Genomic DNA, 23,779 nt, shown 5'->3' on the forward strand with positions numbered 1-23,779 from the left:
CGGTCGGTGATTCGACAAGACACCGATCCGGCGATATCGCCATTGCTTTGTTGCCCAGGTTGCCTCAGTTTCGGTAGCCCGGTGTTGCGGTGATGTTCATCAGCAGCGTGGTGCGCAGAAGATATTGCAACGCGACCTCCGGGGCGACCTGACGCTGCCCGACCAGATGGTGCACCGTCATGGCAACGTCCTCGGGAAGTTCGCTCTCCCGCGTCACGCCGCGCAGTCCCAGAACCTGAAGGACCGCGAGAAGCGGCGACATGGTCTGGACGGCGCTCAGGCAGGTGTCCAGATAGTTCGGGTCGTAGGGATGCCGCAAGAGCGCCTCCAGCGGCAAGCCGAATTCGTCCGACTCCGTGAGTACGTCGTACCCATTCACGCGCAGCGTCATCAACAGTCGGCAGCTGTCGTCGAAGCCGAGCGGCGCGGCATGTTTCACGAACTCGGAAACATCGGATTTCACCGGAAATTTCCAGTCGCCGACCTGAAAGTCGAGAATCTCGGTGCTTGTGAGATTCCATCTCAGAAGGTGCGCCTGTTCCGGTTCGATATAGCTCGCGAGTTGGGTAAATGCGTAGCATTGTTGCCAGGTGGTCTCAGCGGTCGCCAAACGGAAGATGGCACGTTTGGCATCTTCCTTGTCAGTGCCGAGGAAGTGATCCTTCAAAAGTCCCCAGCGGCTGCGGATGTTTTGCTCGCTGACGGCGGTTGCACACTTGCGAATCGTCGCTGCGCTCATGGTGCGCGCCGACGTGCCGGTCAATAGAAATGCGCTGAGTGAAATGGTCATGCTGGATGTCATCGTGCAGGGTCGAAGTCGACGCAGAGCCGGTGCTCCGGACGTTCCACGGCGCCTCGCCCGGAGTGTCGCGCACACGCGGAACTGTCGGATTGCATGAATCGACCGGTGCCGGCGGCAACGTCGCGTCTGGGGCGCGCCGGGGAGGTTCCTTGCGACGGCTGGCGTTGGCGCCCGCGCGGCAGATCGCCGCGCGGTGGTTCAGCGCATGCCGCTTGTGCCCGACTGGCGCTGGTTCGCCTCGCGACGCTCATGAAACATGTCGGTCACGAGAATCATGACGTCTTGCGCCATATAGCCCATCGCGACGTCGGTGTCCGCGTTCGGATCGCCCGGGGCGTCGTGGGGATGGCGCGCACGCCACTCCTCGGCGACTTGCAGACCGAGTCGGAGCGAGGTGTCGTTCCGGGTGTCGTTGCCGTGCAGGCCGATGTACTCCAGCGCGGCGACCAGCGAGGGAGCGGTCCTCAGATACTGCCCTGCCATATCGAGATTGACGCTGGTCGTATCCTCGTCTGCGTCGCCCAAGGTCGACGTGCGCGGCGCGAACATGGCGAGCGAATCCTGTTCGATTTGCCGAAACGTCGACAGCAGCGGCGCATCGTTGTGCCGAATGCACAGCAGTAGCTGCGCCATGTCGACGATGTTCACGTGCATCGGCAGGCGAGCCGACCAGTCGGGCGCCGCAGGAATGACACAGTCGCCGATCTTGAAGTAAGGGTCTTCGCCTTCCCCGATACACCATTGCAACTTGTCGCGGTGCGAGGGTTCGATGTAGCGCGTGAGATCCAGCAGGGCTTCCATCCGGGCACTCGTCGAGGTGGCGCTCGCAAGCGTGTGGATCGCGTTCTGCGCGGCGACGGTGTGGGTGCCGAAGAACCAATCCTTGATCCGTTCCCACAGCAATTTCAACTCGCTCTTGCCGACGTCGCTGGCGCACGCCCTGATCGTGTCGGCGTCGAGCCTGCGCGGAATGTTGCCGATCAAGTTGATCGAGGTACCTGCTGCGGATACTGCCATTTCGTGTTTCCTTTTTTCGTTTGCCGACACGGGTATCGACCGCGCCCGCATGCCCGACGTCCGGTCGGCGCCGCATCGACGGTCCTGGATCGTCGACGCTGCCGGTGCCGCGGCGGGCAGTTCGTGGTCACGCCCGACGGGATTTTGCTTGTTGGCGTGACCTTTGCATTTCAGGAATCGCCGCGTGTGCGGCAAGAAGGTGGCTGCGCTGATAGCATGTGTTTTTTTCGCACATTCCCCGCGCGCTGCGCGCTGTGCTATCCCCGAGGAGCTTTCCGATGTCGATTACCCTCTATCGCGCCACGATTCCCGTTTATCTGCGCGGCCTCACTGTCATGGCCGATTACATCAAAAAGGCGCACGAGCATTGTGCGGCGCAGTCCGTCGATCCGGATTCGATCCTCAAGGCGAAGCTCGCCCCGGACATGCTCGATTTCGTCGGGCAAATCCAGCGAGTGAGCGATACGGCGAAGTTTGCCGTGGCGCGCCTGACGGGCGTGGAGGCGCCCAAGTTCGAGGACACGGAAACCACGTTCGATCAGTTGCGCGATCGCATCGCCAATACCGAGGCGTTCATTGCAGGCATTCTGGAGGATCGTTTCGAGGGGGCGGCGTCGCGTCAGATCACGTTGAAGTTCAAGACGCAGCAAACGACCATGGACGCGGTCGATTACCTCTTCAAGTTCGCGCTGCCGAACTTCTATTTCCACGTAACGACTACGCATGACCTGCTGCGTGCGCAAGGCGTGGCAGTCGGCAAGACGGATTACCTCGGCCCGTTCGAGATGCAGCCGGTCTGACGCGCAGCCCGGGCGCCGTCCCCATGAAAAAAACGGGAGCGGCGGCGTAATCGCCGTCGCTCCCGCTTGTCGTTTGCGGTAGTCCATTTGCCGTCTTGCGCTTGCTGCCTCCTGCTCCCTGCCCCCTGCATCCCGCCTTGCCGTCGACCGGCGTCAGCGCTGAGACACGACCGGTTCACTGCGTGGCAATCGGCAGGTACATGCGGATATCGTCGCAAAAACCGTTGCCGACGCGCATGGCATCGGGCTCGCGGCCGATCTCGACGAAGCCCAGGGATCGATACAGCGCGATGGCCGCGCGATTGTCGGCGTTCACCTGCAACGTGACGTGACGCAGGCCGGGTTGGGAGCGCGCGAGCGCAAGCGCCGCGTCGATCAGCGCGCGACCGATGCCGCGCCCCATGGCTTGCGCCTCGACGTACATCCCCCACAAAAAGCCCACATGGGCGAAGTTCGGGCGCGTGCGGCGTCCCAAGCCGAGCACGCCGACGAGCCGCTCGTGCTCGAATGCGCCGAATACACCGGCGTCGGGGCGCACCGCCAGCCAGTCCCGCACGCGCGCTAGCGGCCAGTCCTTTTCTTCCGCATAGGTCGAGCCGAACGCTTCGGGGTGCGCCTGCAACCCGGCGAGACGCAGCGCCTGAAAGGCCCGCGCGTCGGCGGGAACCAGCCGTCGCACGTCCACCGACGCTTCCGTTGACGTCATGGCAGGCGCGGTTCCAACATGGCGAGCACCGTGCGGGCGGCTTCCTCCGACGAGGCCGGGTTCTGTCCGGTGACGAGGCGGCCGTCGCCGACCACATGCGATTCCCAGTTGCCGCGTTTCTCGTACACGCCGCCGAGACGCCGAAGTTCGTCTTCGACGAGGAACGGCACCACGTCGGTCAGGCCCACGGCCGCCTCTTCGTCGTTGGTGAAGCCGGTCACGCGACGCCCGCGCACCAGCGGTTCGCCGTTCGCGGCGCACACTTGACGCAGCACGCCGGGCGCATGGCAGACGAAACCGATCGGTTTGCCCGCGCGTTCGAAGGCTTCGATCAGGTGAATGGAGTTCGGGTCCTGCGCCAGATCCCAGAGCGGGCCGTGGCCGCCGGGGTAGAAGAGGGCGTCGTAGTCGTTCGCCTTGACGTCGGCGAGCTTGAGCGTATTGGCGAGGGCCTGGCGGGCGTCGGTGTCGTCGCGAAAGCGCCGGGTCGCGTCGGTCTGTGCATCGGGCTCGTCGCTCTTGGGATCGAGCGGCGGTTGTCCACCCGCGGGCGAGGCGAGCGTGACGGCGACCCCTTCGTCGATGAACACGTAGTAGGGCGAGGCGAATTCTTCGAGCCAGAAGCCGGTCTTCTTGCCCGTGTCGCCGAGGCGGTCGTGCGAGGTCAGAACCATCAGGATGTTCATGAAACGTCTCCCTGTCGAATCGGCCATGCGAACCATTCTACCCGTCATGTATGATCCATGAAACCGGCGGCGACCGCCTTGCAAAGGAGAGAGACATGCAGTTGATCGGAATGCTGGATTCCCCGTACGTGCGTCGCACGGCGATTTGCCTGAAGTTGCTCGGGCTGCCGTTCGAGCACCGTTCGCTGTCCGTATTCCGGACGTTCGACGAGTTCTCCGCCATCAATCCCGTCGTCAAAGCGCCGACGTTGGTGACTGACGACGGCACGGTGCTCATGGACTCCACGCTCATTCTTCAGTACGTCGAATCACTGGTCGATCCCGCGCAGCGGCTGGTGCCGGCCGACCCGGCCGCCCATCTGCGCGCCTTGCGCCTGACCGGGCTTGCGCTCGCGGCCTGCGATAAGTCGGTGCAGCTTGTCTATGAGCGTGAGTTGCGTCCGAGCGAGAAGCGGCACACGCCATGGACGGACCGCGTGCGCACGCAGGTCCACTCGGCGTTTTCCGCATTGGAGAAGGAGCTGGCGCAGGTGCCGGTCGAGGCCGCGCCGGATCGCATCGGCGAACACGGTGTGACGATTGCCGTGGCGTGGCGCTTTCATCAGATGATGCTGCCGGAGGTCGACTTCAGCAGTGCGTTTCCGGAGGTCGCCAGCTTCTCCGCGAAAGCCGAGGCGCTGCCTGCATTTCGCGAAACGCCGCCGATCTGACGCCGAAGCGCGCGCCATCAGGACAAACGCCGGACGTAGTAGCGTCCGGCGTCTTTCTTTTCCACGCACGGCACACCGCGTGCAGGGGGGAACGCGTGACCCGCCGGGGCGCCGAGTATCCGACGCGAGGGCGGTACCTCAGCTCTTGAGACGATAGCCCGTCTTGAACATCCACGCCACGATGGCGAGGAAGATCGCGAGGAACAGCAGTGTCATGCCCAGACTCACGGCGACGCTGACGTCCGCCAGTCCGTAGAAGCTCCAGCGAAAGCCGCTGATCAGATACACCACAGGATTGAACAGCGTGACGGCGCGCCAGAACGGCGGCAGGATGCTCGTCGAATAGAAGCTGCCGCCGAGGAACGTGAGCGGCGTGATGATCAGCAGCGGCACGAGTTGCAGCTTCTCGAAGCCGTCAGCCCAGATACCGATGATGAAGCCGAGCAGGCTGAACGTCACGGCCGTGAGCACGAGGAAGAAAATCATCCAGACGGGATGCTCGATGCGCAGCGGCACGAACAGCGCGGCAGTGCCCAGCATGATGACCCCGAGAACGATCGACTTCGTCGCCGCAGCACCGACATAGGCGCACACAATTTCCATGTAGGACACGGGGGCCGAGAGCACCTCGTAAATCGTGCCGGTAAAGCGTGGGAAGTAGATACCGAAGGAGGCGTTCGTCACGCTCTGCGTGAGCAGCGAGAGCATGATGAGGCCCGGCACGATGAACGCGCCGTAGGGCACGCCTTCGATTTCGGGAATGCGCGAGCCGATGGCCGCGCCGAACACCACGAAGTACAGCGAGGTCGAGATGACCGGCGAGATGATGCTCTGCATCAGCGTGCGACGCGTGCGCGCCATCTCGAAGTTGTAGATCGCCCTGACGGCGTAGAGATTCATGGCGCGGCTCATCCTTCTTTTTTGTGCACGAGCGAGACGAAGATGTCTTCGAGCGAGCTTTGCGTCGTGTGCAGATCCTTCACCGAAATACCGGCGCGCTCCATGTCGCGCAGCAGCGAGGCGATGGACGTCTGCTCGATATTGGCGTCGTAGCTGAAGACGAGTTCGGTGCCGTCGTTGCCGAGCACGAGGCCGTAACCGGCGAGCGCCTCGGGAATGGCCGCGATGGGCTCGGCCAGTTGCAGCGAGAGTTGCTTGCTGCCCATGTGCCGCATCAGTTCGGTCTTCTCCTGCACGAGCGTGATCTGCCCGCCGGTGATGATGCCGACACGGTCGGCCATTTCCTCAGCCTCTTCGATGTAGTGCGTGGTGAGGATCACGGTCACGCCTGTCTCGCGCAGCGATTGCACGAGACGCCACATGTCGCGCCGCAACTCGACGTCGACACCGGCGGTCGGCTCGTCGAGGAACAGTACGCGCGGCTCGTGCGAGAGCGCCTTGGCGATCAGCACGCGTCGCTTCATACCGCCGGAAAGCTGCATGATGCGGCTATCCTTCTTCTCCCACAGCGAGAGCGAGCGCAACACCTGTTCGATGTACGCGGGATTCGCCGGCTTGCCGAACAAGCCGCGCGAGAAGGAGACGGTGGCCCATACCGATTCGAACGAATCGGTAGTCAGCTCCTGTGGCACGAGACCGATGGCTTCACGTGCGGCACGGTAGTCTGTCACGATGTCGTGACCGTCTACGGTGACGGTGCCGGAGGTCGGGCGCACAATGCCGCAGATGGTGCTGATGAGGGTCGTTTTGCCGGCGCCGTTCGGGCCGAGCAGGGCGAAGATCTCGCCGCGCTGGATGTCCAGGTTGATGTGCTTGAGCGCCTGGAAACCGGTCGCGTATGTCTTCGACAGATTTTTGATCGAGATGACGGATGGCATGGCGGCGACGATAGCACAGGCGTGAGGAATTTGTCCGGCACGCCCGTGCTGGAATGACGGTGACGCTATGCCGCCACGCCCCCCACGAACACTGATACCGCTGATACCGCTGATACCGCTGCACGGCGCAGGGCTTGCAGGCGACTCAGCCCTTGGGCATTTCCTTCGGCACGATCACCATCCAGTTCATGCCGAAACGGTCCTTGACCATGCCGAACGTTTTGGCGAAGAACGTCTCGCCCAGCGGCATGTTGACCGAGCCGCCCTCGGCCAGCGCATGAAACGCCTTTTCCGCCGCCGCCACTTCGGTGAAATCCACCGACAACGCAAAACCCTCGAACTTCGGCTGGCCGCTCACCATGCCGTCGGAGACCATCACCATCGATTCGCCGATGGTGAACTCGCCGTGCATGATCTTGTTCTCGCTGCCCGGCGGCAGCATGCCTTCGGGGCACGGCTCGGGACTCTCGCCGTAGCGCATCGCCATGCCGCGCTTCGCGCCCAATGTCTTCACATAGAAATCAATCGCTTCTTCGCAACGACCTTCGAAAAACAGATAGGAATGAACTTGCATGGAGTGCTCCTCGAGATGTCTGCAATGAAGGGGCGTTCCGGCATACCGGCGCCCCGGGGCGTGTCATCGGTCGATCGTCATCGGTATTTCATCACCATAGTGCCTGCGAACGTGAGTCGCGAATGTGACGTCATCCACGGACCGCTGACGCACTGCAACTTGCCTTTGTGGACGGTGTACACAAACAATAGCAGACATAATGGACACTGTCCACAAGGGGTAGCAATGACAGACCAAGAGACCACGACCGGGCCGGCGCGCGCGACTTACCGCCACGGCGACCTGCGCCGGGCGTTACTCGACGCGGGGATCGCACTCGCGCGCAACGGCGGACCGGATGCCGTGATCCTACGTGAGGCGACGCGGCGTGCCGGCGTCGTTCCCAATGCGGCATACCGGCACTTCGCCAATCGTCAGGATCTGCTAGACGCCGTGCGCTCGGCGGCGCTCGCTGAGCTGGCGCTCGCCATCGAACACGAACAGGCGCTTGCCGACGCCACATCGTTGCCCCATGGCGCAGCGCGCTCGCGTGCCGTGCTGCGTGCGGTAGGGATCGGTTATCTGCATTTCGCGCGACGCCAGCCGGGTTTGTTCCGCACGGCGTTCGCGCCATCGGAAAATGTGCGCTCGGCCGGCGGGCCGGAGAAAGCGGGCGCGAGCGGGTTGAATCCGTTCGAGTTGCTGGGCGCGGCGCTCGACGGCATGGTGGCCGCCGGGATCGTTGCACCGGAACAGCGCCCGGGGGCGGAGTATCTGGCGTGGGCGGCCGTACACGGCCTGGCGGTGCTCGTCATCGACGGTCCGCTAAGGGACTTGCCGGACGACCAGATCGATGCGCTGGGGCAGCGGCTCGTCGCGATGGTCGAGCAGGGGCTGTAGCGGTGCAGCGGTGGTCGGGAGGGCGGAGGCTTGCGGGCGACGACGTCGCTCAGACGCGTGTCACGGGGTTGTCAGACGGGGCATGAGCAGATCGGCGAGCCAGTTCATGAACACCTGCGCGCGACGCGGCAAATGCCGCCGGTTCGCGTAAAGCAGCGATACGGCGAGCGGCTCCGCCTGAAACGCCGGCATGACCTCTCGCAGCACGCCGTCGGCAATGTAGCCCCGCACGCCGGATTCGGGCGCCTGAATGAGTCCGAGTCCGGCCAGGCAGGCGGCCTGATAGGCGTCGGCATTGTTCACCGTCAGCACACCCTCCATGGGCCATTGCGCGTAGCGCTCGCCATCGAAATACTCCCAACCGGCGGGGCGAGTGCCCAATGTCGTCGTGTAGTGAATCAACTGGTGCGCATTGAGGTCTTCGAGGGTCTTCGGCTCACCGTAGCGCCTGAGATACGCGGTGCTCGCGACATTGATCTGACGCATATGGCCGAGCGGTCGTGCGATGAGCGTGGAGTCCGCGATGGCGCCCACGCGCAGCACGCAGTCGAACCCTTCGCGTACCAGATCGACGCGACGGTCGGTGCTCGACAGTTCGATGCGTAGCGACGGGTGCCGCGCGAGAAACGCGGGCAACTGCGGAATGACGGTCGTGCGCGCGAGCGTGGCCGGGAGATCGACCCGCAACCGTCCCGTGAGCGCCTCGTTCTGCGCCGCGAACATCGTCTCCCACTCCTCCATATCGGCGAGCAGATCCTTGCATCGTTCGAGGCACGCCAGACCGTCCTGCGTGAGCTGCACGCGGCGTGTGGTCCGGTGCAGCAGGCGCGTGCCCAACTTCGTTTCGAGTTGCTTGATGGCGTTGGACACACTGGCGCGCGGCAGGCCGAGGCTGTCGGCAGCCTGCGTGAAGCTGCCGGTCTCGGTAACGCGCACGAAGATGCGCATGGCGTCGAGCTGGTGCATGACGGCGAGGGGCCATTCGTCGGGGTGGACGAATGATTGTTATTGGAATTTGATCAGTGTAATCAGATTCGATGGATTTATTGGTGAAATTCGATGCAATAGGATGTTGAACATACCGCAGCCCTTAACGTGCATCGTCAGCCAAACACGACGATAGCGCAGGACGCGGCACGTGAAGCGACGACCGATGCGGTCGTCCGAAGGGTTCGGCGGGGCGCAGCCAGCGGGCTCGCTCCGATCCATCCCGTCATCAGGAGAACCGTCATGACCCGCAAGATCGCTCTCATTACCGGTGGCAGCCGTGGTCTCGGCCGTGCATCGGCGCTCGCCGTCGCCCGCCGTGGCATCGACGTCATTCTGACCTATCGCAGCCAGCGCGAGGAAGCCGAGGCGGTGGTGGCCGAGATCGTCGAGATGGGGGCAAATGCCGTGGCGCTGCCGCTCGACGCGTCGGATTCGTCTCAGTTCGCTCCGTTCGCGGCGGAGGTCAGGCGATGGCTCAGGGAGGTTGGGAAGCGCGATACGTTCGACTTCCTCGTGAACAATGCCGGCACCGGACTGCACAAGTCGATCGTCGAGACGACGGAAGACGAGTTCGATTTTCTCGTGCGTCTGCACCTGAAGGGACCGTTCTTCCTCACGCAGACGTTGTTGCCGTCGATTGCCGACGGTGGCCGCATTCTGAACGTATCGAGCGGGCTGGCCCGCTTCACGCTGCCGAACGCATCGGCCTACGCCATGATGAAGGGCGGCATCGAAGTGTTCTCGCGCTATCTGGCCAAGGAGCTGGGCGCACGCGGCATTCGCGCCAACACCATTGCGCCGGGGGCGATCGCAACGGACTTCAACGGCGGCACCGTGCGCGACAATCAGGCCGTGCACCAGATGGTCGCCAACAACATTGCGCTGGGTCGGGTGGGCGAAGCCGACGATATCGGAGGTGTCGTGGCGGCGCTGCTGAGCGATGAGACGGGCTGGATCAATGGTCAGCGTGTCGAGGCATCGGGCGGCATGATCCTCTGACGCTCATGGCGCTCATGATGGCGCTCATGAAGTCATGGTGTGATGGCATGCATGACGGCGCAGGACGCGGCTCGGTGAGCCGCGTTCTCGCGCGTACCGGCGAGACTCGCGCGATTCAGCGGCGTGAGCGCATCGAACCGGACCACGCAACGGCGCCGACGATGCACATGCCGCCGATGGCCATCTTGAGCGTCGGCGAGGTACCGAACAGTGCCCATGCGAACGCGATGGCGTAGACCGGTTCGAGCGCGATCACCACGGCGGCCTGACTTGCCTTGACGGTGCGAAGTGCGTGAATGAAGAGGGTGTACGCCAGTGCGGTGCACACGACGCCCAGACAGGCGAGCCATCCCCATTGCGCGGCGGGCAGCGTGAGCGCCTCGCGCCCCGCGAACGGCCCGAGCACGACGAGAATGCCGAGGCATTGCCACCAGCTTGCCTGCAACGGCGATGCCTGCGCGCCTAGCACCCGGTTCGAGAGCGCGATCACGGCGTAAATCGCGCCGGACAGCACTCCCCATGCGAGGCCGACGCTCGCGTCGGCCCGCCAGTCGAAGGCCGGTGTCACGAGCGCGAGGCCGATGCAAACCAGCGCGATTACGCCCACGTCGCCCAACGACGGGCGTTCGCGGCGCAACGGCCATTCCAGCAAGATCACGAACGCGGGAAAGCACGCGAAACCGAGCGTGCCGACCGCAACGCCGCCCGCCTTGATCGCGAGAAAGAACGCAAGCCAGTGCACGGCGAGCAATACGCCGGCCACGATGAGGCGTAACGCGCTGGCCGTCGGGAGGCCCCGCCACGGCGCACCGCCCGATAATCGCGCGGCGCTGCGCAGCCCCGCCAGACCGGTAAGGGCGATGACGGTGAGGGCGAGCCAGGAAAACAGCCCGCGTCCGAAGACGATCATCGTGCTGCTCGCGGCGATATGCTCACCGAAGAGCGCCGAAGCCCCGAACAGCATGGCGGCGACGTGCAGCGCGAGCTGCTGGCTCACGCCGCCGTGCGGTGTGGGGGAGGCGACGGTGTCGCGGGCGCCGACCTCAGGCATTGCCCGACGTCATGGTGTTGTGGGGATCGGGGACGGGGACGGCCGTGGTGTACATGACCTGTTTGAGCGCGAAGCTCGACCGGATGTTGCGGATACCGGGAATTCGGGAGATACGATCCGTGATCAGCGTTTCGTAGGCGGCCATATCGCTGACCATCACGCGCAGCAGATAGTCGGCGTCGCCCGACATCAGGTAACACTCCATGACGTTCGGCAGGGCGGTCACGGCGGCTTCGAAGGCGTCCAGACCGTCGCGATTCTGATTTTCCAGCGTGACGTGGATGAAGACGTTGATATGCAGCCCGAGCCGCGACGGATCGAGCAGCGTGACGCGCTGGCGAATATAGCCCGCTGCTTCGAGTGCCTTCACGCGTGCCAGACATGGCGAGGGCGACAGGCTCACGCGCGAGGCGAGTTCAACGTTGGTGAGGCGGGCGTCGGCTTGCAGCTCCCGCAGAATTTTCAAATCAATGGCGTCGAGTTCCATACCACACTGCGCGCGTGCCCCGGATGAGGGCCGGCGTTCCGTTCGATTGGCCGCTCGGTAGGCGACAGTGCCGCGATATTAGCCTATTTGCGTGGGTTGCCGGTGGCGATGTCACGGCCTGACGGCATTCCCTCGACGGGGCTTACCCGATGCCGTTCGATCCGACCCGATTCCCTCCCATCTGATCCGATCTCATCTGGTAAGAAACGGGAATGTTGTATTTCCGTCTTGTCTTCGTCACGACGTGCGACATGGGTTGACGGTGTGCGATGACCTGATACCATCCGTCGCTGAGAATGATAATGTTAACGATTCTCATTTATAAAAAGATCTTCTAGATACACGGGATTTCAAGCATGTCGTCCGCTCAGCTTCACCGCGCCAGCCACATTTCGCGCGCTGCCGTTCATCCGCTGGCCCTCGCCGCATTTCTGACTTTCTCCACCGCTTGTTCGACTTCGGTTTTCGCGCAGACATCCGCCGATACGGCGAGCGCTGCCACGGCGGCGCCCGCCGCGCTCAAGGCCACGACGGTAACGGAATCCGCACTGCGGGAGACGCCGCAGAACCTGAAGCAAGCGGTGGCGGCAGGCGCACTCGGCACGCGCAGCCAGCTCGACACGCCGTTCTCGACCACGGTGGTGAGTCAGGAGCAGTTGGAAAAGCGCATGCCTGCCAAGCTCGGCGATGTGTTCGTGACGGACGCTTCGGTGACCGACGGCAGTAACGCCTTCGACGCGTGGGCCGGTTACATCTACGTGCGCGGTATGCCCGTCGACTGGCAATCGGGCTTCAAGCTCGACGGCATGCCCGTGATGACCTACGGCGTGACGATGCCGTACGAACAGTTTGACCGCGTGGAGTTGCTCAAGGGCCTGTCCGGCTTCATGTACGGCTTCGTTGCGCCGGGCGGCGTAGTGAATTACGTGACGAAGAAACCGACGGACGAGCGCATCGCGAGCGTCGACGTGGGCTTTCAGTCGGAAGGGATCTGGCGCGAGCACGTCGACCTCGGTGGCCGTGCCGGTCCGAACGACATGTTTGGCGCGCGCCTGAACTACACCCATGAGGAAGGCCGCACGTACACCGACGGCAATCTGAACCGCGATACGGTGTCCGTTGCACTCGACGCCCGCATCACGCCCGACCTCACGTGGAATTTCGGGGCGATGTATCAGGACCGACGCGCCACGGGAACGTCGCCGTCGCTCTCCACAGCCTACTTCACGGGCAATCAGTTGCCCGGACCGATCAACGTTTCCAACGCGAATCTCCAGACGCAGGCTACGCACCTGAACACCATCACGCAGTTTTACACGACCGGGCTGCAGTATCAGGTGAATCCGGACTGGAAGGTCTCGGCCAACTTCGCTTACAACAAGTCGACACGCGACCGTAACGAAGCGACGCTTTACCTGCTCAACGGCGCCGGCGATTACCGTGGCCTGAACGATCTGGGCGACGAAATCAACACCTTCCATGCCTGGCAGGTGACGGCCGAAGGCAAGGTACGCACCGGCCCGCTCACGCACCAACTGACGTTCGGCTACGCGTCGCAATATCAGACGAACGACTATTCGTATCTCTATAGTCCCGTCACGGCGAACCCGAGCGTGGCGTTTTCGACGTACTCGGGCAATCTGTATCAGGGCGCGTCGTATCAGTTCTACGGCAACGGCACGCCGCTCCAGGCGCAGCGTTCCAGCGCCATCGAGCAGAAGTCGGTCTTCGCGTCCGACACGGTGCAGATTACGGATCGCTTCTCGGTGCTCGCCGGCGGGCGCTTCACCAACTACGATCAGACCAACGCACAGGGCGTGTCGACATACTCGACGAACGGCGTCTTCACACCGACACTCGCCGCGATGTACAAGCTCACGCCGAATACGACGGCTTACGCGAGCTATGTGGAAGCACTCGAAGCCGGTGAAGTGGTCGGCTCGACCTACGCCAATGCGGGCGCGGTGCTTAATCCGTTCAAGAGCCGACAGTACGAAGTCGGTGTAAAGACGGAGCAGGCGAGCTGGAGCACCACGGCGGCGCTCTTCCGTATTGAGCGTGGCGCCGTCTACACCAACAGCGCGAACGCCCGCGTAGCGGACGGTCAGTCGGTCTATCAGGGCATCGAACTCGCCGGTTCCGTGAAGCTCGGCCCGCAGTGGACGCTCGGCGCGAGTGCGATGGCCCTCGACGCGTGGTACGCCCGCACCTCGGGCGGCTACGACGGCAACCGGGTGGGCGGCGCACCGCGCTTCGTGCTCTCGGGCAATGTCGAGTACAAGATTCCGTACGTGCCGGGCCTGTCGGTCGGCGGCGACATTCGCTACAACGGCCGCACGGCGCTCAACCCGCAGAATTCGCTGACGGTGTCGGGCTTCACGCTGATCAACCTCGGTGCGACGTACCGCACGCGCGTGTCGGGCAAGGACGTGACGTTGCGCGCCGCTGTGAGCAATCTCACGAACCGCCGATACTGGGAATATCAGTACGACAACTACATCAAACCTGCCGATCCGCGTATGGTCAGCCTGAACGCCAAGATCGATTTCTGATTGATCCGACCGCTGTGAGGGCGGCGCAGCGAGGGCGTCGATCGTCGGCGTTGCGCACGCCAGCATGCCTCGACGGCGGCCTTCGGGCCGCCGTTCTGCTTTCCGACGTTGCCCGCTATCGATCGCATCGTCAGAATTCATCGCGGCTTTCGGAAAAAACGCTTGACTATCTATCTACTGATAGATAAAGTTCGTCACATGAACCGCACAACGACATCACCGACGACAGCGCCGACGACAGCGACCGCAACCGTCAGAGAACAACTGCTGGATCATGCGCAGATGTTTCTGATGACGCGAGGCTACAACGGCTTCAGCTATCGAGATCTGGCTGAGCGGGTCGGTGTGAAGACATCGAGCATCCATTACTACTTCCCCGCAAAGGAAGATCTGGTGCTCGAAGCGATCAGGGCATACGACGCGTTCATCGGTGAGGGATTGGCGCAGATCGATGATTCGCTGCCCGCGCCCGAGAAACTGGCGCTGTATTCGCAAGGCTTCGGACGCATCGTCGAAGATGGTCACCGGATTTGCCTGTGCGGCATGCTGGCGGCAGATATCGAAACGTTGCCGGAGACGGTGCGCGAGGCGGTGCAGCGTTTCTTTGCGTATCACGAAGCGTGGCTGGCGCGCGTGCTGGCGCAAGGCGAGGCGCAGGGTACGCTGACGCTGACGTCGTCGCCTGAAGCCACGGCCCGTACCCTGTTTGCCGGGTTCCAGGGCAGTGTGATGGCCTCGCGGTTGTTCCGCGCGCCGTCGCGGTTGGAGGATGTGGTCGCGTCGGTGTGCGGCGTGGCCTGACCCGCCCCGGGCAGGGCAGCATCACAACGGGAGATCGCTCCCGTTTATTTGTGACAAGTTGTCTATCTTTGAGTAGATAGATGCTCGAATACCGTAAGCGGCAACCCGCAGCAGTGGGACCGCAGCACAACACGGTATGAGTATGAGGCAGTAGGAAACCGTAGCAAACGGGACGGACGACACGCAGGTTGTGTCGCGCGTCACGAAACGGGGCTCGCAGGTGCATTAAGATGACCGCTTGGCTTCAAGGCAACGCCATGATGGCGTGTCAGGTCAGGATGGTCGAAGTTTGGAAGTGAAATTTTCTACTTACCAGGAGTTCGTCATGTCGATCGAAAAAGTGCTGTACACCGCCCATGCCACCGCCACCGGAGGCCGTGACGGCCGCGCCGTCTCGTCGGACGGCGTGCTCGACGTCAAGCTGGTCGTGCCCAAGGAAATGGGCGGCCCCGGCGTCGGCGGCACCAATCCGGAACAATTGTTCGCCGCCGGTTACTCGGCTTGCTTCCTGGGCGCGTTGAAGTTCGTCGCCGGCAAGGAAAAGGTCGCGCTGCCCGCCGAGACGAAGATCGACGGTGCTGTCGGCATCGGTCAGATCCCGACCGGCTTCGGTATTCAGGCCGAACTGAAGATCAGCGTGCCCGGCGTGGACCGCGCCGTGGTCGAGGACCTCGTGCAAAAGGCGCACATCGTGTGCCCGTATTCGAACGCCACGCGTGGCAACATCGACGTGACGCTCACGATCGTCTAAGACGTCTTAATGCCTTAACGTCTTAATGTCTTGACGCCGTAATCGCCGGATGTGCAAAGGGCAGCCCTCGGGCTGCCCTTTTTGCCATGCGAGGCGGATCACTCACTGCGTCTGCGGCTCACTTCGTCCTGACCTCGACCTTGATGCCGTCCGGCAGCACGGTGATCGCGCCGGGTTCGACGTCGCGCCCGCCGTACTTCAGTTGCTCCGGCTTGAAGGTGTAGATCGGGTACTGATTGAGCACCTGCTGTGCGACGTTGCCGCCGATTGCCGTCAGTTGCTGGCCGTAGGCGGGCGGCATGCCGTTCACGTCCACACGCTCGACGCTCGGATTGTCGAGCAGCACGGCGCGCCTGACCGGGTCGTACTTCAGCGCACTGGAAATCGCCAGCACGCCCTTGAGCGGCTGGCCTTGCAGCAGCACATTCTGCACCTGCGCGTCGACCTGCGTGTTGATGCGGTTGGCTTGCGGATTGAAGCCGATCAGCGGATGGGTCAACTCGACGGAGAGCAACTGGCCGTAGTTGAGCGTGGTGGGAAAACGCTTGTCGACGGCGCTCTCGATGTCTTTGCGCGTCATCGTGTACTCGCCGGTCCAGATGTTGTAGCCGGCGCTGGCCGGGCGCATCAAGGGCGTGAGCGTGAGACCGAGCAGGCCGCCGATGCCCAGACGCAAGGTGTCGCGGCGCGATATGTTCACAATGTCCGATGCTGCGTCGGCAACGGACATATCCCCTTGACGAGGCCGGCGGGAGAAGTGGCGCGAGAGGTCGCGAGAGAGGGGGCGGGAGCGTTGCGAAGTCATGTCGTGAGCGCCGCGCGAGCGGGCGCGCTGAGAGCCGTCGATGGTTTTGTGACCCGTGCGGTGTGGAATCGTTCTGAACGCCACGTTGATCCACGCACCTGGCCTGCGACGCGAATGCGCCATCGACATGGCATCGCAGCCACTCCCGGTGCCTGCACCGGCGAGATCGCGAGATGGCGAGACGGCGGGCGAGACGGCGAGCGTCGGCACCGTGCCGCGTTTCAATAGTGCGGCGGGATTTCGTGACGCGGACCGCCGTCGTTGCCGCCCTGACCTTGCGACTGCATCTGCTGATACAGCGCCTTGAACTGCTTTTGCAGCAGGTCGATCTGCTGTTCCTGACGGGTGACGATCTCGTTGAGCGTTTCGAGCAGGTCTTCCTGAAACGCCGCTTTTACTTCGAGTTCGACGACGCGTGCTTCCAACGATTCCATGAGCTTCTCCGGTGAACGCGGCATTGTAGGCCATTGAAGGATTCACTGGCCCGTGCCGCAGGCGGCACGCTGCACAATGCGCCTGCCGGGCATAATCGCAACATGAAAACTTTTCTGCTTTATGTCGTCACCGCAGTGGCGGAAATCGTCGGTTGCTATTTGCCGTGGTTATGGCTCAGGCAGGGGCGCAGTGCGTGGTTGCTGGTGCCGGGCGGCGTGGCGCTGGCGCTCTTCGCGTGGCTGCTCACGCTGCATCCCTCGGCGGCCGGACGCGTCTATGCCGCGTATGGCGGCGTGTACATCGGCGTGGCCATCGTATGGTTGTGGCTCGTCGACGGCATGCGTCCGACGTCGTGGGACATCGCCGGCGTGAGCGTCGCGCTCGCGGGCATGAGCCTGATCGCATTTCAGCCGCGCTGAGCCGTCGGCCGGGGACGGACGCACGCTTTCGACCGAATCATCCGCCGGATTGTCCACGGCGTCGGTGGCTGCTCGGCGTCATCCCCGCGGCTTCACGCGATACGTGCAGCGCTGCCCGCCGGCGAGCATGTGCGTTTCACGCGACACGCTGCCGCGCTCACCAATCAACGTCTGGAACAATTCCAGTTCCGTGCGGCAAAATCCCTGACAGGTTTTGGCGGCGGCACAAATCGGGCAATGGTCCTCGATCAGCAGCCAGTCGTCGCCATCGCGCTCCACACGCGCCATGTAACCTTCCGCCGACCGGATTTCCGCAAGTTTCTCAATGCGCTCGGGCAAGCCGGGCAGGGGATCGATTGCGCTCGTGTACTGGGCGCGTGTCTCCAGGGCGCGTTGCGTAATCAGGCGATCCAGCCCCTCTTCACCGAACAACTGGCGAATCGAGCCGATCAACTGAACGGTGAGGGTGCCGTGCGCGTCGGGGAAGCGGTTGTGGCCGGCTTCGGTGAGCGTCCATGCCTGACGCGGGCGTCCCGCGCCACGCGAGGGCATTGTCTCGCCCACGAGCAGGCCGTCCGCTACGAGCTTCTGCACCTGCTGACGTGCGGCCTCCGCCGTGATCCCCAATCCTGAAGCGACTTCCGCGGTCGACGCCGGTCCCTGCGTCTTCAGCCAGTGCAGCACGCGTTCGTGCCCGGCACCGGGCAACGCCGGGGCGGCCGCCCTATTATCCAAGTGGTTATTTGGGTAATTCATCGTGAGACAGGTAATATCCAAGAACTTTCTTGCATATTAGTCTCCTGACGTGGGGGCTGTCTATCCATGACAACGAGCACGACGAATCTGAATGCGCCGGGCTGGCGCGATCTGTTGAGCGGTAACAACGGCTGGCGGTCGCTGGCGCTGGCCGGAGGTGTGGCGTTGCACGCGACGAACGTCTATGTGGCGACGACGGTGTTGCCGTCCATCGTCAAAGAGATCGGCGGGCTGGATCTGTATGCATGGAACACCACGTTGTTCGTGGTCGCGTCGATTCTGGGTTCGGTGTTCGCGGCGCAACTGCTGTCTTCGCTGGGGCCACGCGTGGCTTATCTCACGGCGCTGGTCGGCTTCAGCGCCGGCACGATGCTGTGTGCGGCTGCGCCGAACATGCCGTGGATGCTGGCGGGCCGCACCTTGCAAGGTTTCGGCGGGGGCATCCTGCTTGCATTGAGCTACGCGCTGATCCGCATCGTCTTCGCGCCACCGTTGTGGTCGCGCGCCATGGGACTTGTCTCGGGCATGTGGGGCGTCGCCACGTTATGCGGACCGGCGGTGGGCGGCGTCTTCGCGCAGTTCGGGCAATGGCGCTGGGCGTTCTGGTCCTTGCTGCCGGTCGTCGTCGGCCTCGGTCTCATCATTCGCGCCCAGGTGAGCGCCGGGCGGACCGTATCGAGTGCCGACGGCAGCGTCCATGCCAATGACGAAACGCACGCCGTACCCTGGTTCAAGGTGGTGCTGCTGTGTGCATCGGCCGTCGCCATTTCGCTGGGCGCCGTGGTCGATTCGCATGTTGTCGCTGCCGGGTGGATGCTGCTGGGGCTGCTGCTGGCGTGGTGGCTGGCCCAGCGCGAGCGCAGTGTGCGGCATGCGTTGCCGCGTCTCATGCCGACGGGCGCGTATTCGTTGCGAACGCGCCTTGGCGGTCTCTACGCCGTGATGAGCCTGCTGGGTCTGGCGATGACGAGCGAGATCTACATCCCCTATTTCCTTCAGACGATTCACGGCCAGACGCCTTTCGCCGCCGGTTATCTCGCTGCGCTCATGGCGGCGGGCTGGTCGGTCGGCTCCATGACGAGCGCCGGCCGACAGGGGGAGGCGGCGCAGCGTCGGGTGCGCCTCGGTCCAGTCATCGTCACGATCGGCATGTTCGCGCTCGCCGGGTTGTTGCCGCAGGCGTCGCTTTTCGCGAGTGTGTCGGGTGTCGTGAGTTTGTGCGTCGCGCTGTTTGGCGTGGGCGTCGGCGTGGGCATCGGCTGGCCGCATTTGCTCACGCAGGCGATGACGGCGGCGCGCCCGGGCGAAGCGGGGCTGGCGTCGGCGTCGATCACGACGGTGCAACTGTATTCGATGGCGCTCGGCTCGGCGCTGGCCGGGCTGGTCGCGAATTCTGCCGGGCTGGCGGACGGCGGGCTGGCGCAAGTGCAGCGCGCGTCGGTCTGGCTGTTCACGATGTTTGCCCTGGCACCCGCAGGCGCGAGCGTCATCATCCTGCGCGGCAGGGTCGCCGCGTCTGTCGCAAAGCCGGAAGGACAGGAGGCGTCATGATCGATCGCATCACTGCCATGCGTACCTTTGTGCGCGTGGCCGAAGTCGGCAGTTTCACGAAGGCGGCGCTGTCGCTGGATATTCCGCGCGCCACCGCGACCACGCAAATTCAGCATCTGGAGCGCTGGTTCGGCGTGGCGCTCTTCACGCGCTCCACGCGACGTGTCGCGCTCACGATGGAAGGCGCGGCATATTACGAACGCTGCTCGGCCATTCTCGCGGATGTCGAAGAAGTCGAGTCGGGCCTGTTCGGTGCGCAGGCGCAACTGCGCGGACGCCTCGCCGTCGTCCTGCCGCCGGTCATCGCGCGCGAGGTCGTCATGCCGTCGCTTGCCGAGTTTCAGGCGCGCTATCCGGGATTGGAAATCGCGCTGGACGCGACGCCGGCGCACGGCGACTGGCGGGGGGACGGCGTGGATTGCGGCGTGGTGCTCGGGGAGTTGCCCGACTCACGTCTGGTGGCGCGCCACCTCGGCGATCTGCCGCGTGTCACGTGTGCGAGCCGCCGTTATCTCGAATCGCACGGCACCCCCGGCGATCTCGACGATATCGCCACGCACACCTCGGTGAAATGGCTGTCGGCGCCCGCAGAGTCGCTGGCGTCGTCGGGGGCGTCCGCTTCGTCGTCCGGCAGCGAAGGCGTTGCAATGCCCGCACGCTGCGGCGATCTCACGCTGGTCGTCGGTGGCAAGGCGACTTGCGTGCGCACGCGAGGCCAATTGCATGTCGGGGATGAAGCTGCGTATCTTTCGGCGGGGCTGGAAGGTCTCGGGCTGATTCAGCCCACGTTGCTTGCGGCAGCGCCTTACCTGGCGTCGGGGCGTCTGGTGCCGGTGCTGCCGAAGTGTCCGCCGCCGTCGTTACGTCTGTCGGTGGCGTATCCGGCGCAAAAGCGTGTGTCGCCGCGTGTGCGAGCGTTCGTCGACTGGCTCGCGCTGATCTGCGAGCCGCTGGGCAGTACGCCACCCGGCGTGGCAACGCAGACTCCCGGCGGGGCGGCGCCTCAAGCGACGGACGATGGCGGGCGCGGTGGGGGGATGCCCGCCGACGCCGCCGCACACACGGTGGCGCATGCACATTCCGAGTATTCCGGGCATTCCGGGCATTCCGGGGGCGCGGCACCCCCTTCGCGTTATGCCCCGCTGCCGGTCTTGCCCGACGGCGGGCCGTCGAGTGCGCGTCGTTCGTTCACGCTGCCGGCATAGTGATTGCGCTTTTCTTCATACATCAGCAAGTCGGCGCGCTGAATCGTGGCTTCGAGCCGCTCGCCGGCTTCGCACGTCGCCATCCCCATCGAGAACGACAGCGGCGTACCGGGATAGAACGAGTTGTTCAACTCCACCAACTGACGAATGCTCTCGATGACAGCGGCGCCGCCGGTGGCATCGGTGGACGGCAGTAGCAGCGCGAACTCGTCGCCGCCGATGCGCGCTGCGATCTGCGGCGCTACGACGGCCTTGCTCAGCACCTCGCCTGCGCGGCGCAGCAGGGCGTCGCCCGCGGCGTGACCGAGCTGGTCGTTGACGGTCTTGAGCCTGTTCAGATCCGCCACGACCACCGTCACCGGGTACGGCCCCTTGCGTTCGAGCCGGTTGAGTTCGTCCACGTAGAACGACCGGTTGCGCAGCTTGGTGAGCACGTCGTGCTTGCCGAGGAATTCGAGGTACGACTCGGCTTTCTTGCGTGCGGTGATGTCCGTGAGCGCGACCAGCACCAGATCCCAGCGCGCTTCGTGACCCGGCAGCACGGCGAATTGCAGATGGACGTTGATTTCGTTGCCGTCGAGCGCGTAGTTGACGACCTCGCGCTGCTGGAAGAGCTTGTTCTCCCACAAGTCGATCAATTGTTCGCGGAAGTTGTGACGCATGTCGTCGCGAAAGACCTCGGGCAGGCGGCCGAGCAGCGTGGCCTTGTCGGGGGCGACGAACATCGCGAGCGTGTGACGGTTCACGTCGAGCACATCGATTTCCTGCATGCAGCGCTCGACGAACTCCGGATGCACATCGGTGAATGTGCGGAAGTCGGAGATGCCGCGCGCGCGGGCGTCGTCCAGCAGCAACTTGATCGCGCTGAAATCTTCGACCCACAGGGAGACCGGCGAATACTCGAAGAGGCCCCGGGCGTACTGCTCGCCCATCGTGACGCGCTCGCGCGCGTGCTCCAGTTCCGTGACGTTCTCTAGCGCGATCAGCACACGGTCGAGCGACGCTTCGTGGCCGGGCAGGACCGAGCCGTTGAGCAGCACGTCCAGACGCCGGCCGTCGAGCGTGTAGTTGACGGTCTTGCTCGTGAAATGCGTCTTGCCGTCCCAAAGTTGGCAAAGCTCTTCGATGTGCGTCTTGAGCATGTCGTCGCGGAACACGCGCGGCAGGTTCGCCACGAGTTCGTCGAGCGAGGGGGCGTTGAACATCGTGAGCGTACGGCGATTGACCTTGATGACGCGAATGCGTTGCGAGCACAGCGAGACCTGTGCCGGCTCGGCCTTGAAGTAGGCGCGCAGATCGCGCACGCCCAGCGCGCGCCATTCGTCGAACAACTGCTTCACGCCGCTGAAGTCTTCCAGCCAGAGGGAGACCGGCGCGAGGTCGAACATCAGGGCGTCATCGGTGGAGGCGGTGTCGCCGGTGCATGGCGATTGTTGCGATTGTTGCGATTGCGGCGATTGCGGTGGTTGGGGAGAGGCGGGTACGGCGGGCATGGCGTCCATATCGGCACCTGGTCTGGTTCTGGTTTTCGCCCGCCATTCTACGGTGAAATCTGCTTCATTCAGCAGTGAATCGATTTACAACAGGGGCGCCCCCGTATCGCGTTTGACTTCGCGCAAAGAGAGCATCGACTCGATCGCCGTCACGCCCGGCAGGGCGCGCAGCACATCGCGCGTGAAACTGCCGTAATCGTCGAGATCCGTGGCGACGACACCGAGAAGGTAGTCCGCACTGCCCGAAATGTTGTGACAAGAGACGATGCGGTCGATCGCCTGCACCTCCCGCTCGAATTGCTCGGACAGCGCACGGTCGTGCACGGCGAAGCGCACGTGCACGAATGCCGTGACGCCGAGGCCGAGCGCGCGGTGCGAGAGTTCGGCGCGGTAGCCGGTGATATAGCCCTCGGCCTCGAGGCGCTTGAGGCGTCGGGCACACGGCGTCTCGGAGAGTGACACGCGTTCGGCGAGCCGGGCGTTGGAGATGCGGCCGTCGCGTTGCACGATGGCCAGAATCGCCCGATCGATGGCGTCGAGTTCATTCATTGTGGGTGTCCCGCTACAAAATCTGCTGCAAAGATGGCATTCCACCACGATATGACGCTTACGGAAAGTGTTTCCCTCATCCGTTCGTCCTAATCCGACTGGCGATCCACGTCATGTCGTATTGGCGGTTTTCTTATGGATGACAATTTATCGGGTGGAATAAACCAAAAAATTCGCTTTATATGGGTGGAAAACGCCATGTATCTCTCATCGAATGGCGAGATCATAAAGCTCGTTTTCATTGCGTTACATCCTTTGGGGAAAAGTCATGGTCTCGCTGCAATTGCTCACGGTTTTCATTGGCGCGCTGGTGGTCGTCTACGCATTGCCGGGGCCCGATATGGCGGTCGTGATGCAAACGAGCATGATGCGGGGCACACGCCACGGTCTGGCGACGGCCGCCGGTCTGGCGCTGGCGCGCGCTGCGCACGTGACGCTGTCGGCCTGCGGTGTGGCGGCGCTGTTGCGCGCGGCGCCCTGGCTCTTCGAGACGGTGCGCATCGTCGGCGCGATTTACCTGGCGTGGGTGGCGATTCAGATCTGGCGCTCGCCGGCGTTCGGCATGGATGTGGCATCGGCGACGAAAGACACGGCGCCGCCGCTCTCTTACGCCTTCCGTCGGGGCGTGCTGTCCAGCGTACTGAATCCGAAGGCGCTGCTGTTTTGTTCGGTGCTGCTGCCGCAGTTCGTGCGTCCGGAAGCGGGGCCGGTGTGGACGCAGGTGCTCGAACTCGGTGTGCTGTTGCTGGTCGTCGGCGCGATCTTCGACGTGACGCTCACGTTCGGCGCGGCGCGCATCGCGCGCTGGTTGCGCAATCGCCCGCTTGCCCAAAAAGTACAACGCTGGTCGTTCGGCGCGGCGCTCATGGCCTTTGCCGTGCGACTGTCGCTCGATTGAAAAGCCGGGCACAATCGCTTTCACC

Annotated in this window: 26 protein-coding genes; 11 read left to right on the plus strand and 15 right to left on the minus strand. The window is 63.7% G+C overall.

What is annotated here, in order from left to right; genetic code table 11:
* Nucleotides 1–64: 64 nt before the first annotated feature.
* Together PAN31108_RS06275 and PAN31108_RS06280 are read right to left on the minus strand one after the other, a co-directional pair.
* The gene (locus PAN31108_RS06275; protein ID WP_150668026.1) at nt 65–802 is read right to left on the minus strand and encodes a hypothetical protein; all 738 of its coding nucleotides are present in this window, start codon (nt 800–802) and stop codon (nt 65–67) included.
* Nucleotides 803–1,000: 198 nt separating this feature from the next.
* Nucleotides 1,001–1,819, minus strand: coding sequence for a hypothetical protein (locus PAN31108_RS06280; protein ID WP_150668027.1), 819 nt, complete (start codon nt 1,817–1,819; stop codon nt 1,001–1,003).
* A gap of 278 nt (nt 1,820–2,097) precedes the next feature.
* Here PAN31108_RS06280 and PAN31108_RS06285 point away from each other — a divergent pair, with 278 nt between their 5' ends.
* Nucleotides 2,098–2,619: a DUF1993 domain-containing protein gene (locus PAN31108_RS06285; protein ID WP_150668028.1), complete on the plus strand. Its 522-nt coding sequence runs from the start codon at nt 2,098–2,100 to the stop codon at nt 2,617–2,619.
* 175 nt (nt 2,620–2,794) lie between these two features.
* On the opposite strand, the gene PAN31108_RS06290 is transcribed toward PAN31108_RS06285, so the two are convergent.
* Together PAN31108_RS06290 and PAN31108_RS06295 are read right to left on the minus strand one after the other, a co-directional pair.
* The gene (locus tag PAN31108_RS06290; protein ID WP_150668029.1) at nt 2,795–3,325 is read right to left on the minus strand and encodes a GNAT family N-acetyltransferase; all 531 of its coding nucleotides are present in this window, start codon (nt 3,323–3,325) and stop codon (nt 2,795–2,797) included.
* Nucleotides 3,322–4,011 carry a type 1 glutamine amidotransferase domain-containing protein gene (locus PAN31108_RS06295; RefSeq protein WP_150668030.1) on the minus strand — a complete coding sequence of 230 codons (690 nt, stop codon included), beginning with the start codon at nt 4,009–4,011 and terminating at the stop codon, nt 3,322–3,324. Before PAN31108_RS06295 ends, PAN31108_RS06290 begins: the two co-directional genes overlap by 4 nt.
* Nucleotides 4,012–4,106: 95 nt before the next feature.
* Here PAN31108_RS06295 and PAN31108_RS06300 point away from each other — a divergent pair, with 95 nt between their 5' ends.
* Nucleotides 4,107–4,721, plus strand: a complete 615-nt coding sequence (locus tag PAN31108_RS06300; protein ID WP_150668031.1) for a glutathione S-transferase — start codon at nt 4,107–4,109, stop codon at nt 4,719–4,721.
* Nucleotides 4,722–4,859: 138 nt separating this feature from the next.
* On the opposite strand, the gene PAN31108_RS06305 is transcribed toward PAN31108_RS06300, so the two are convergent.
* From PAN31108_RS06305 to PAN31108_RS06315, 3 genes are all read right to left on the minus strand, one after another.
* The gene (locus PAN31108_RS06305) at nt 4,860–5,621 is read right to left on the minus strand and encodes an ABC transporter permease (RefSeq protein ID WP_150668032.1); all 762 of its coding nucleotides are present in this window, start codon (nt 5,619–5,621) and stop codon (nt 4,860–4,862) included.
* A gap of 8 nt (nt 5,622–5,629) precedes the next feature.
* Nucleotides 5,630–6,559, minus strand: a complete 930-nt coding sequence (locus PAN31108_RS06310; protein WP_150668033.1) for an ABC transporter ATP-binding protein — start codon at nt 6,557–6,559, stop codon at nt 5,630–5,632.
* Between the two features lie 145 nt (nt 6,560–6,704).
* Entirely contained in the window at nt 6,705–7,133 is a 429-nt protein-coding gene (locus tag PAN31108_RS06315) for a VOC family protein (protein ID WP_150668034.1), read from the minus strand.
* Nucleotides 7,134–7,358: 225 nt separating this feature from the next.
* On the opposite strand from PAN31108_RS06315, the gene PAN31108_RS06320 reads away from it, so the two are divergent.
* On the plus strand, nt 7,359–8,012 hold the full coding sequence (locus tag PAN31108_RS06320) for a TetR/AcrR family transcriptional regulator (protein WP_150668035.1): 654 nt from the start codon (nt 7,359–7,361) through the stop codon (nt 8,010–8,012).
* A gap of 60 nt (nt 8,013–8,072) precedes the next feature.
* On the opposite strand, the gene PAN31108_RS06325 is transcribed toward PAN31108_RS06320, so the two are convergent.
* Entirely contained in the window at nt 8,073–8,978 is a 906-nt protein-coding gene (locus PAN31108_RS06325) for a LysR family transcriptional regulator (RefSeq protein ID WP_150668036.1), read from the minus strand.
* A 264-nt stretch (nt 8,979–9,242) separates the two neighbouring features.
* Between PAN31108_RS06325 and PAN31108_RS06330 the strand changes: the two genes are divergently transcribed.
* Entirely contained in the window at nt 9,243–10,001 is a 759-nt protein-coding gene (locus PAN31108_RS06330; RefSeq protein ID WP_150668037.1) for an SDR family NAD(P)-dependent oxidoreductase, read from the plus strand.
* A gap of 115 nt (nt 10,002–10,116) precedes the next feature.
* Here PAN31108_RS06330 and PAN31108_RS06335 read toward each other — a convergent pair whose 3' ends face one another.
* Nucleotides 10,117–11,052 (minus strand): DMT family transporter, encoded by a 936-nt coding sequence (locus tag PAN31108_RS06335; protein ID WP_217426285.1) that lies wholly within the window; start codon nt 11,050–11,052, stop codon nt 10,117–10,119.
* Nucleotides 11,045–11,539, minus strand: a complete 495-nt coding sequence (locus PAN31108_RS06340; protein WP_150668038.1) for an Lrp/AsnC family transcriptional regulator — start codon at nt 11,537–11,539, stop codon at nt 11,045–11,047. The genes PAN31108_RS06335 and PAN31108_RS06340 overlap by 8 nt, the downstream gene beginning before the upstream one ends.
* 356 nt (nt 11,540–11,895) lie before the next feature.
* On the opposite strand from PAN31108_RS06340, the gene PAN31108_RS06345 reads away from it, so the two are divergent.
* The 3 genes from PAN31108_RS06345 (at nt 11,896) to PAN31108_RS06355 (ending at nt 15,643) form a co-directional block, all read left to right on the plus strand.
* Nucleotides 11,896–14,091 (plus strand): TonB-dependent siderophore receptor, encoded by a 2,196-nt coding sequence (locus tag PAN31108_RS06345; RefSeq protein ID WP_150668039.1) that lies wholly within the window; start codon nt 11,896–11,898, stop codon nt 14,089–14,091.
* A 198-nt stretch (nt 14,092–14,289) separates the two neighbouring features.
* Nucleotides 14,290–14,892, plus strand: coding sequence for a TetR/AcrR family transcriptional regulator (locus tag PAN31108_RS06350; protein WP_150668040.1), 603 nt, complete (start codon nt 14,290–14,292; stop codon nt 14,890–14,892).
* Nucleotides 14,893–15,217: 325 nt separating this feature from the next.
* Nucleotides 15,218–15,643 (plus strand): organic hydroperoxide resistance protein, encoded by a 426-nt coding sequence (locus PAN31108_RS06355; RefSeq protein WP_150668041.1) that lies wholly within the window; start codon nt 15,218–15,220, stop codon nt 15,641–15,643.
* 118 nt (nt 15,644–15,761) lie between these two features.
* Here PAN31108_RS06355 and PAN31108_RS06360 read toward each other — a convergent pair whose 3' ends face one another.
* Both PAN31108_RS06360 and PAN31108_RS06365 read right to left on the minus strand, forming a co-directional pair.
* Nucleotides 15,762–16,373 carry a DUF1439 domain-containing protein gene (locus PAN31108_RS06360; protein WP_150668042.1) on the minus strand — a complete coding sequence of 204 codons (612 nt, stop codon included), beginning with the start codon at nt 16,371–16,373 and terminating at the stop codon, nt 15,762–15,764.
* A gap of 296 nt (nt 16,374–16,669) precedes the next feature.
* Nucleotides 16,670–16,882 (minus strand): SlyX family protein, encoded by a 213-nt coding sequence (locus tag PAN31108_RS06365; protein ID WP_370819583.1) that lies wholly within the window; start codon nt 16,880–16,882, stop codon nt 16,670–16,672.
* Between the two features lie 102 nt (nt 16,883–16,984).
* Between PAN31108_RS06365 and PAN31108_RS06370 the strand changes: the two genes are divergently transcribed.
* On the plus strand, nt 16,985–17,302 hold the full coding sequence (locus PAN31108_RS06370) for a YnfA family protein (protein WP_150668043.1): 318 nt from the start codon (nt 16,985–16,987) through the stop codon (nt 17,300–17,302).
* Between the two features lie 78 nt (nt 17,303–17,380).
* On the opposite strand, the gene PAN31108_RS06375 is transcribed toward PAN31108_RS06370, so the two are convergent.
* Nucleotides 17,381–18,058 (minus strand): helix-turn-helix transcriptional regulator, encoded by a 678-nt coding sequence (locus tag PAN31108_RS06375; protein ID WP_370819585.1) that lies wholly within the window; start codon nt 18,056–18,058, stop codon nt 17,381–17,383.
* 66 nt (nt 18,059–18,124) lie between these two features.
* On the opposite strand from PAN31108_RS06375, the gene PAN31108_RS06380 reads away from it, so the two are divergent.
* Both PAN31108_RS06380 and PAN31108_RS06385 read left to right on the plus strand, forming a co-directional pair.
* The gene (locus PAN31108_RS06380) at nt 18,125–19,609 is read left to right on the plus strand and encodes an MFS transporter (RefSeq protein WP_150668045.1); all 1,485 of its coding nucleotides are present in this window, start codon (nt 18,125–18,127) and stop codon (nt 19,607–19,609) included.
* A complete protein-coding gene (locus PAN31108_RS06385; protein ID WP_150668046.1) occupies nt 19,606–20,814 on the plus strand; it encodes a LysR family transcriptional regulator in 1,209 nt (402 codons plus the stop codon). The genes PAN31108_RS06380 and PAN31108_RS06385 overlap by 4 nt, the downstream gene beginning before the upstream one ends.
* On the opposite strand, the gene PAN31108_RS06390 is transcribed toward PAN31108_RS06385, so the two are convergent.
* Both PAN31108_RS06390 and PAN31108_RS06395 read right to left on the minus strand, forming a co-directional pair.
* Complete coding sequence (locus PAN31108_RS06390; RefSeq protein ID WP_246183827.1) at nt 20,742–22,202, minus strand: sensor domain-containing diguanylate cyclase; 1,461 nt, start codon at nt 22,200–22,202, stop codon at nt 20,742–20,744. The two genes, PAN31108_RS06385 and PAN31108_RS06390, sit on opposite strands and share 73 nt — an antisense overlap.
* A 189-nt stretch (nt 22,203–22,391) precedes the next feature.
* Nucleotides 22,392–22,856, minus strand: coding sequence for an Lrp/AsnC family transcriptional regulator (locus PAN31108_RS06395; RefSeq protein WP_044456539.1), 465 nt, complete (start codon nt 22,854–22,856; stop codon nt 22,392–22,394).
* Nucleotides 22,857–23,124: 268 nt separating this feature from the next.
* Here PAN31108_RS06395 and PAN31108_RS06400 point away from each other — a divergent pair, with 268 nt between their 5' ends.
* A complete protein-coding gene (locus tag PAN31108_RS06400) occupies nt 23,125–23,754 on the plus strand; it encodes a LysE family translocator (RefSeq protein WP_150668047.1) in 630 nt (209 codons plus the stop codon).
* Nucleotides 23,755–23,779: the final 25 nt, after the last annotated feature.

Origin of the sequence: Pandoraea anhela, from assembly GCF_902459655.1 — a bacterium.
GTDB classification, from domain to species: Bacteria; Pseudomonadota; Gammaproteobacteria; order Burkholderiales; family Burkholderiaceae; genus Pandoraea; species Pandoraea anhela.